Source organism: Microbacterium sp. (assembly GCF_031988965.1).
GTDB lineage: Bacteria > Actinomycetota > Actinomycetes > Actinomycetales > Microbacteriaceae > Microbacterium.
This window is the reverse complement of record NZ_DALZXX010000037.1, coordinates 1-8,632: the sequence shown is the minus strand read 5'-3', so window position 1 is coordinate 8,632 and position 8,632 is coordinate 1. Positions and strand designations below refer to the sequence as shown.

Here is an 8,632-nt window from a genome sequence, read left to right as displayed (position 1 = left end):
TCCCGGCGCTCGGCGCCATCCGTCGCGTGGCTCGGTCTCGTGCCGTTCGCCGCCTACGTGCTGCTCTTCCTCGCGGTGCCGACCGTTCTCGCGATCGGGTCCGGCTTCTTCACCAAGGACGGGAGCTTCACCTGGTCGAACGTCTCCGCTCTCGGTGACCCCGTCGTCCTCGCCACCTTCGCGAACTCGGCCGGGCTGTCACTGCTGACCGCCGTCGTCGGCGCGATCGTCGGCGCTCTCGTCTGCTATGCCCTGCTCGGCATGAACCCCGACGGCGCCGTGCGCTCGACCGTCGATGCCGCAGCCGGTGTGCTCGCCCAGTTCGGGGGCGTCATGCTCGCCTTCGCCTTCATCGCCACCATCGGCATCCAGGGCGTGCTCAAGCTCTTCCTCCAGGACTCCTTCGGCATCGACATCTACGCGAACGGCACCTGGCTCTATGAGCTCCCCGGCCTGATCCTCCCGTACATCTACTTCCAGATCCCGCTGATGGTGATCACATTCATGCCGGCCCTCGCGGCGCTCAAGCCGCAGTGGGCCGAGGCGAATCTCACGCTCGGCGGCACGCGTTCGAGCTTCTGGCTGCGCATCGGCATCCCGGTGCTGGCCCCCTCGTTCCTCGCGAGCCTCCTGCTGCTGTTCGCGAACGCGTTCTCGTCGTACGCCACCGCTGCCGCTCTCGCCAGCCAGGGGTCGCAGATCGTGCCCCTGCAGATCCGCGCCTCGCTCACGAGCGAAACCGTGCTCGGCCGCGAGAACCTCGCCGGTGCACTCGCGCTCGGCATGATCGTGATCGTCGGAGTCGTCATGGCCCTGTACTCGCTCGTCCAGCGGCGGGCAGCGAGGTGGCAGTCGTGAACCGCCTCGGTCCCTCCGTCGCCACCCGCTGGGTCATCGGCATCGTCGTCGGCGCCTTCTTCGCGATCCCGTTGATCTCGACCTTCCTGTACACGCTGCGCCAGATCGACGGGACCGCGGGCTTCGAGCGCTGGGCGGCCCTGTTCGACCCGGCGAAGTCGGCAGCGATCAAGCCGATCTGGATGGGTCTCGGCAACTCGCTGATCCTCGCCGTCGTCACGGTCGCGATCGTGCTCCTGCTGCTCGCCCCGACCATGATCCTGGTGAATCTGCGTTTCGCGAAGCTCAAGCCCTTCTTCGAGTTCGCGGTGCTGCTGCCGATCTCGATCCCCGCGATCGTGCTCGTCGTCGGGCTCGCACCGATCTACCTGCAGATCGGCCGCACCCTCGGCACCGGCACCTGGACCCTGGCCTTCGCCTACGGCATCACCGTGCTGCCGTTCGCGTATCGATCGATCCAGGCCTCGATCGACGCCGCCGACCTGCGCACTCTCGCCGAGGCCGCACGCTCGCTCGGCGCGAGCTGGCCCACCGTGGTGCTCAAGGTCCTCGCCCCGAACCTGCGCCAGGGCCTGCTCGCGGCCTCGCTGATCTCGATCGCGGTCGTGCTCGGCGAGTTCACGATCGCCTCGCTCCTGAACCGTCAGGTGTTCCAGACCGCCATGGTCGTCGTCCAGAAACAGGACCCGTACGCTCCGGCGATCTTCACCCTGCTGGCACTGCTGTTCGTCTTCGCTCTGCTCCTGCTCATCGGCCGCGTCGCGCGCGGCACCGGAAAGGCCCGCTCATGACCCTCCCCCAGACCGCCGACAACATGCTTCTCGCCGAGGCGGGCGAGGGCACGCGTGTGCAGCTGCAGGGCATCGTGAAGAGCTACTCCGGCACCACCGTGCTGCACGGCGTCGACCTCGACATCGCGCCCGGCGAGTTCGTCTCGCTGCTCGGCCCGTCCGGATGCGGCAAGACCACGCTGCTGCGGGTGCTGGCCGGGCTCGAAGGCCTCGACAGCGGCGCCGTGCTCCTCGACGGCGGCGATGTCTCGAGGGTGCCGACGAACAAGCGGGACATCGGCATGGTCTTCCAGTCGTACTCGCTGTTCCCGCACCTGCGTGTCGCGGACAACACGGCCTTCGGGTTGCGGCGCCGCGGCATCGGCAAGGCGGAGGCCGCCAAGCGCGCGCTCGACGCGCTCACCCTCGTGGGCCTCGGCGACTTCGCCGACCGCTTCCCTCATCAGCTGTCGGGCGGACAGCAGCAGCGTGTGGCGCTGGCCCGCGCGCTCGTGACCGAGCCGAAGGTGCTTCTGCTCGACGAGCCCCTCTCGGCACTCGACGCGAAGGTGCGGGTGCAGTTGCGCGACGAGATCCACCGCATCCAGCTGCGCCTCGGCATCACCACCGTCTTCGTCACCCACGACCAGGAGGAGGCGCTGGCCGTCTCCGACCGGATCGCCGTGATGAACTCCGGTCGGATCGAGCAGATCGGAACCCCGGAGCAGCTCTACACGACGCCCTCCACGGCGGGCGTCGCCGCGTTCGTCGGCCTGTCCAGCGTCGTCTCCGGCGTCGCCGAGGGCGACCACGTCATGGTGTGGGGCCAGCGGCTGCCGCTGCAGTCGCCGGCCGACGGCCCCGTCGACGTCTACCTGCGCCCCGAGAACGTGCACTTCGCCTCCGAGGCGGATGCCGCGACCGACGCGCTCGTGCAGGAGAGCACGTTCCTGGGCAGCATGCGCCGCACGCTCGTGCGCACCGAGTCGGGCGAGCTGGTGCGCCTGCAGCACTCCCCCGGGATCCATCCGGCGTTCGGCGACCGGGTGCGCATCGCCGTGGCGCCCGAGCCTGTGGCCGTGCATCCTCGCGGCTGAACTCTGCTCTATCCCTGAGCCAGTACTCCGAGATACCGTGATGCGCGAGGGCGTCGTTCCCTCGCTACGACAGAGAAAGGACGCCTCATGGCAGGCACGTTCGAGCTGTACACCGACAAGTCCGGCGAGTACCGGTTCCGCCTGAAGTCCGGCAACGGAGAGGTCATCGCGATCAGCGAGGGATACTCCTCCAAGGCCTCCGCGCTGAACGGAATCGACTCGGTGCGCCGCAATGCTGCGGATGCCGAGGTCGTCGAGGCCTGACCTCGAGACCCCGCTTCATGCAGAAGACCCCCTCCGACTGGATCAGCGGGAGGGGGTCTTCTGTACGAGCGGTCAGAGAACGCGAGCGAGGAAGTCCTGCGTGCGCGGATGCTGCGGGTTGGCGAGCACCTGGCGCGGGTCACCCTCTTCGACGATGTGTCCGCCGTCCATGAAGATCAGGCGCGAGCCGACCTCGCGGGCGAAGCCCATCTCGTGGGTGACGACGAGCATGGTCATGCCCTCGTCCGCAAGCGAGCGCATGACCTGCAGCACCTCGCCGACCAGCTCGGGGTCGAGTGCCGAGGTGGGCTCGTCGAACAGCATCATGTCGGGGTTCATGCACAGCGCCCGCGCGATCGCGACGCGCTGCTGCTGACCGCCCGACAGATGACCAGGGAAGGCATCGGCCTTCTCGGCGAGACCGACGCGACCGAGCATCTCCTTCGCGACTCTCTCGGCCTCGGCCTTGGAGCGCTTCTTCACGCGCTGCTGCGCGATCATCAGATTGCCCATCACATCGAGGTGCGGGAAGAGGTTGAAGCTCTGGAACACCATGCCGATGCGCGTGCGCACCCGGTCGATGTCGACGTCGGGGTCGGTGATGTCGATGCCCTCGATGAGCACCTTCCCACCGGTCGGCTCCTCGAGCAGGTTCACCGAGCGCAGCAGCGTCGACTTTCCCGATCCCGACGGACCGATGATGCAGACGACCTCGCCCTTCGTGACGGTGAGGTCGATGCCCTTGAGCACCTCGTTGTCGCCGAAGCTCTTCACGAGCCCCTGCAGGTCGATCGCCGGCGCGTGGACGTCAATCAGGTCGGTGATCATCGCTGCCTCGACATCCTTCGTTCCAGGTACGCGCTGAAGCGCGTGAGGGGGATCGTGACGATCAGGTACAGAGCCGCGGCCATGATCAGCGGCGTTCCGTTCGCGTTCTGCGTGCTCGCGTCACGGGCGAAGTTCGTCAGCTCCTTCGACCAGATGAAGGACCCGGCCACGAAGAGCAGCGACGTGTCCTTCAAGAGCAGCACGAACTCGTTGGTCAGCGGCGGGATGATGATGCGGAAGCCCTGCGGGACGATGATCCAGAACGTCGTCTTCATGGGAGACATGCCGAGAGAGCGAGCCGCCTCCGTCTGCCCCTTCGGAACCGCCTGGATTCCCGCCCGGATGGTCTCGGCCATGTAGGCCGATGCCACCAGGATGAGTCCGATCAGGCCGAGTACCACCGGCCCGCCGAGCTTCGTCCCGGGCACACCGAGACCGATCGGCAGGATGAAGGCGATGGCGAAGATCGTGAGGATCGCGGGAAGCCCGCGGAACAGCTCGATCCAGGCCGTCGCGATCCACCGGAAGGGTCCGATGCTCGACAGCTTCAGCAGCGCCAGCACGACGCCCAGCAGCAATCCGCCCGCGAACGCGACAGCCGTGAACCACAGTGTGTTCACGAGTGCCGTCGTGATGATGCCCGGGAGCATCTTCGCGGCGATCTCCGGATTGAAGTAGAGCTGTGCGATACGCGCCCAGTCGGTGCTGACGATCAGCCAGACGGCGACCGCGATCAGCACCACATAGACGGTGTACCGATACAGCTTGCTCTTCGTGGTGCGCCTCAACGCCATTGTCAAGGTCTCCCTGCTCTACGTCGCTCGCCGATTACTTCGCGGTGAAGTAGGTGTCGTAGATGGTCTGGTAGTCGCCGCTGTCGCGCAGCTCCTGCAGTGCACCGTCGATCGCCTCGCGCAGCGCATCCTTCTCGCCCTTCGCATAGGCGAAGCCGTAGGACTCGCCCGTCTCGTACTCCTCGACGATCTTGTAGGCGCTGTCGGCCTTCTCGTGCTCGAGGTTCACCGGCTGGTCCTGCAGGATCGCGTCGATCTGACCGGCCTGCATCGCGGGCCACAGCTCACCGTCGGAGGGGTACTGCACGAGCTGCGCGCCCTCGGCGTTCTCGGTCGCGTAGGCCTCGCCCGTGGTGCCCTGCTGCACACCCACGTTCTTGCCCGAGAGGTCGTCGATGGACTCGATGCCCGAATCGGTGCGCACGAGCAGCGACTGCAGCGAGTCGTAGTAAGGCTCGCTGAAATCGATGTTCGCCTTGCGCTCGTCGGTGATGGTCATCGCGGAGGCGCCGACATCGCACTGCCCTGCAGCGAGCGTGGTGCCCGACTGCAGCGCGTCGAAGCCCACATCCTGCACCGCGAGCGTGAGGTCGAGCTTCTTCGCGATCGCGTCGAGCAGGTCGATGTCGAAGCCGGTGTATCCGGTGCCGTTGTCGCCGCCCTCGAACTCGAACGGAGCGTACGGGATGTCGGAGCAGACAGTGAGCGTTCCCGCCTCGATGAGGCCGTACTCGTCGCCCGCCGCCGGCTCACCCGATCCGGCGTCTCCGCCGCCCGTCGCACAGCCTGCGAGGGCGAGGGTGGCGGTCGCGGCGAGCGCGATCCCGGCGATGATGTTGCGACGGCGCATGTCAGCTCCTGAACGACGAGGGTGTGAGTGCCCACGGACGGGTAGGAGAACATCTAAACATGCACCACCACGGCTGACATGCCGCTGACGCCCTTCCGCGGATTACGTTTGTGTTTCAAGTGTGACGGCGTATGACAGCACCGGTGGACGGAACGGCACCGATTGTTCACCTTGCGTGAGTATCCTCTGTGCCGACTGTCCGACCGGATGCTCCGGCGGCAGAGGGAGACCGATCATGGCGAAGAAGACCCCCGCACACCGCAACGCGGAAGCGGCCATCGAGGCTGCCAAGGATGCGGCGAAGGACGCGAAGAAGCTGCTCAAGTCGCTTCCGAAGAAGTCCGCCAAGAAGCTCGCGCCTCTCGTCGACGATGTCAAGGACGCGGCGAAGGTCTCGAAGAAGCGGCTCGCCGACAAGCCCAAGAAGGTCGCGAAGTCGGCCACCGTCGCCACCGAGCGGCTCCAGGACGCCGCGGCGAAGCTGCAGGCGCCCGCGAAAACCTCCACGAAGACGTCCTCGACCAAGGCGAAGAAGTCTGACGCGACGAAGGCGCCGACGAAGGCGCCGACGAAGGCGCCGACGACATCTGGCGCGAAGAAGACGTCCACGGCGAAGACCGCTTCGAAGAAGTCCGACGCGAAGACCAAGTCCGACGCGGCCAAGGCGATCGCCCCGAAGGTCGACGCGACGACGTCCGCTCCGAAGGCGCCGGCGGCCCCTGTCCCGCCCGCGGAAGCGCTGGAGATCACCGCTCCCGCGGCCCCCTCCGAGCTGAACGCGCTGACGGTCGTCGAGCTGCGGGCCCGTGCCCGCGCCGAAGGCCGCACCGGTTACTCGCGCCTGAGCAAGGCCGCCCTGCTCGACCTCCTTGCGAACTGACGTGCAGGAGGCGCTGGATCGCGGCGCCGCTGCGCCGCTCCCCCGCACTCTGATCGACATCCTCCGGGAGACGACCCGGCAGTACCCCGACGCCTCGGCCGTCGAGGACGCGGACGGCGCCCTGAGCTACGCGGAGCTGCTCGCCCGCGTGTGGCGCACGGCCGCCGTGCTGCGCGAGAACGGTGTGCGCCAGGGTGATCGCGTCGGCATCCGCATGACCTCGGGCCGACGCGAGCTGTATGTCGCGATCCTCGGCACCATGGCCGCGGGCGCCGCGTACGTCCCTGTGGACGCCGATGACCCGCAGGAGCGCGCTGATCTCGTGTTCCGCGAGGCGCGCATCGCGGGCACGATCACCGACGCGGGCTATCGCCCGGCGGATTCCGCCACGGCGATCGATCTGGTGGGAGCCGACTCACCGCATCCCAGCACCTCTGCGATTCCGGTCGTGGCGCCGCCGAGCATCGAGGACGACGCCTGGATCATCTTCACCTCCGGCTCGACCGGCGTACCCAAGGGCGTCGCCGTCTCGCACCGTTCCGCCGCGGCCTTCGTCGATGCCGAGGCTCGCCTCTTCCTCCAGGATTCGCCGCTCGGCCCCGGTGATCGCGTGCTCGCCGGGCTGTCGGTCGCGTTCGACGCATCGTGCGAGGAGATGTGGCTCGCCTGGGGACACGGCGCATGCCTCGTGCCGGCGCCGAGAGCTCTCGTGCGCTCCGGTGAGGACCTCGGCCCGTGGCTGCTCGGCCACGGCATCACGGTCGTGTCGACGGTTCCCACACTCGCCGCGCTCTGGCCGCAGGACGCGATCGAGAACGTCCGTCTGCTGATCTTCGGCGGCGAGGCCTGCCCGCCGGAGCTGGTCGCTCGCCTCGCATCGGACGGACGCGAGGTCTGGAACACGTACGGGCCCACGGAGGCCACGGTCGTCGCCTGTGCGTCGCTCATGGACGGCACGGGTCCGGTACGCATCGGCCTGCCGCTCGACGGATGGTCGCTCGCCGTGGTGGACGCCGAGGGCCACCGGGTCGCCGACGGCGAGGCCGGTGAACTCATCATCGGGGGCGTCGGCCTCGCCCGCTACCTGGATCCCGCCAAGGATGCCGAGAAGTACGCGCCGATGCCCACGCTCGGGTGGGCGCGCGCCTACCGGTCCGGCGATGTCGTGCGTGTCGAGCCGGAAGGCCTCATCTTCCAGGGACGCGCTGACGATCAGGTCAAGATCGGCGGACGCCGCATCGAACTCGGCGAGGTCGAGTCCGCGTTGCAGGCGCTGACCTCGGTCTCCGCCGCGACCGTGGTCGTGCAGAAGACCGACGCGGGCCTGCCGCTGCTCGTGGGCTACGTGGTGCCCGACGAGGGGTTCGACCGACAGGTGGCCCGCGGCGAGCTCGCGGACACGCTTCCCGCTCCGCTCATCCCGCTTCTGGCGGTCGTGGACGACCTGCCCGTGCGCACGTCGGGCAAGGTCGACAAAGCGGCGCTCCCCTGGCCGCTCGACTCCGGCGACACGGGCGACTCCTCGCTGTCCGGCACGTCGGCCTGGCTCGCGGAGCAGTGGTTCGCCGTGCTCGGCATCCGCCCGGGCGACGAGGACGCCGATTTCTTCCAGCTCGGCGGTGGTTCCCTCGCCGCCGCTCAGCTCGTCTCCCGCCTGCGCACGCGTGCGCCTGAGTTCACGATGACCGATGTCTACGATCTGCCGCGCCTGCGGCAGATGGCGGATGCCGTCGACGATGACGCCGAGGATGACGACGCCGAGGAACGCGTCTTCAGCCAGCCGGTCCCGACACCCCGGCGGATGCAGTGGGTGCAGACGATCGCGGGTCTGCCGTTGTTCGTGTTCAGTGGCATCCGGTGGTTGCTCTTCCTGCTTACAGCGAGCTGGCTGCTTCGCCTCTCACCCGGCTTCGAGTTCCTGCCCGATGTCCCCGCGTGGGCGATCATCGTCGGTCTGCTGATCTTCGTGACGCCGGTCGGCAAGATGACCATTGCCGCGGTCGCGGCCCGGCTGCTGTTGGCAGGGCTCCGGCCCGGTGATCACCCGCGCGGCGGCGGCGTGCACCTTCGCCTCTGGCTCGCCGAGCAGATCGCCCAGCAGGTCGATCCGGTGGGTCTCGCGGGCGCGCCCTGGGTCGTCTACTACGCACGCGCGCTCGGAGCCCGCATCCACAGGGACGTCGATCTGCACACGATCCCCCCGATCACCGGCATGCTCGACATCGGCTCCGGAGCCTCCATCGAACCCGAGGTCGACCTCTCCGGATACTGGATCGACGGCGACACCGTGC

9 protein-coding genes are annotated in these 8,632 nt (G+C 68.0%); 6 read left to right on the top strand and 3 right to left on the bottom strand.

The annotated features are described in order from the left end of the window. From RTM68_RS08880 to RTM68_RS08865, 4 genes are all read left to right on the top strand, one after another. Positions 1 to 858: ABC transporter permease (locus RTM68_RS08880; protein WP_396654216.1), on the top strand; the 858-nt coding region annotated here is incomplete at its 5' end. Then, positions 855 to 1,649 carry an ABC transporter permease subunit gene (locus RTM68_RS08875; protein ID WP_312170149.1) on the top strand — a complete coding sequence of 265 codons (795 nt, stop codon included), beginning with the start codon at positions 855 to 857 and terminating at the stop codon, positions 1,647 to 1,649. The genes RTM68_RS08880 and RTM68_RS08875, both read left to right, overlap by 4 nt. Continuing rightward, positions 1,646 to 2,725 (top strand): ABC transporter ATP-binding protein, encoded by a 1,080-nt coding sequence (locus RTM68_RS08870; protein WP_312170147.1) that lies wholly within the window; start codon positions 1,646 to 1,648, stop codon positions 2,723 to 2,725. The genes RTM68_RS08875 and RTM68_RS08870 overlap by 4 nt, the downstream gene beginning before the upstream one ends. Positions 2,726 to 2,812: 87 nt before the next feature. Next, positions 2,813 to 2,989 carry a YegP family protein gene (locus tag RTM68_RS08865; RefSeq protein ID WP_215169298.1) on the top strand — a complete coding sequence of 59 codons (177 nt, stop codon included), beginning with the start codon at positions 2,813 to 2,815 and terminating at the stop codon, positions 2,987 to 2,989. 72 nt (positions 2,990 to 3,061) lie between these two features. Here RTM68_RS08865 and RTM68_RS08860 read toward each other — a convergent pair whose 3' ends face one another. From RTM68_RS08860 to RTM68_RS08850, 3 genes are read right to left on the bottom strand one after another with little or no spacing between them, the layout of a single operon-like run. Further along, the gene (locus tag RTM68_RS08860) at positions 3,062 to 3,817 is read right to left on the bottom strand and encodes an amino acid ABC transporter ATP-binding protein (protein WP_312170144.1); all 756 of its coding nucleotides are present in this window, start codon (positions 3,815 to 3,817) and stop codon (positions 3,062 to 3,064) included. After that, a complete protein-coding gene (locus tag RTM68_RS08855; protein WP_312170142.1) occupies positions 3,814 to 4,611 on the bottom strand; it encodes an amino acid ABC transporter permease in 798 nt (265 codons plus the stop codon). Before RTM68_RS08855 ends, RTM68_RS08860 begins: the two co-directional genes overlap by 4 nt. Before the next feature lie 34 nt (positions 4,612 to 4,645). After that, positions 4,646 to 5,461 (bottom strand): transporter substrate-binding domain-containing protein, encoded by an 816-nt coding sequence (locus RTM68_RS08850; protein ID WP_312170141.1) that lies wholly within the window; start codon positions 5,459 to 5,461, stop codon positions 4,646 to 4,648. Positions 5,462 to 5,696: 235 nt separating this feature from the next. On the opposite strand from RTM68_RS08850, the gene RTM68_RS08845 reads away from it, so the two are divergent. Then, positions 5,697 to 6,341 carry a hypothetical protein gene (locus RTM68_RS08845; RefSeq protein ID WP_312170140.1) on the top strand — a complete coding sequence of 215 codons (645 nt, stop codon included), beginning with the start codon at positions 5,697 to 5,699 and terminating at the stop codon, positions 6,339 to 6,341. Next, positions 6,331 to 8,632 (top strand): amino acid adenylation domain-containing protein (locus RTM68_RS08840; protein WP_312170139.1); only part of this gene is annotated, 2,302 nt, incomplete at its 3' end. The genes RTM68_RS08845 and RTM68_RS08840, both read left to right, overlap by 11 nt.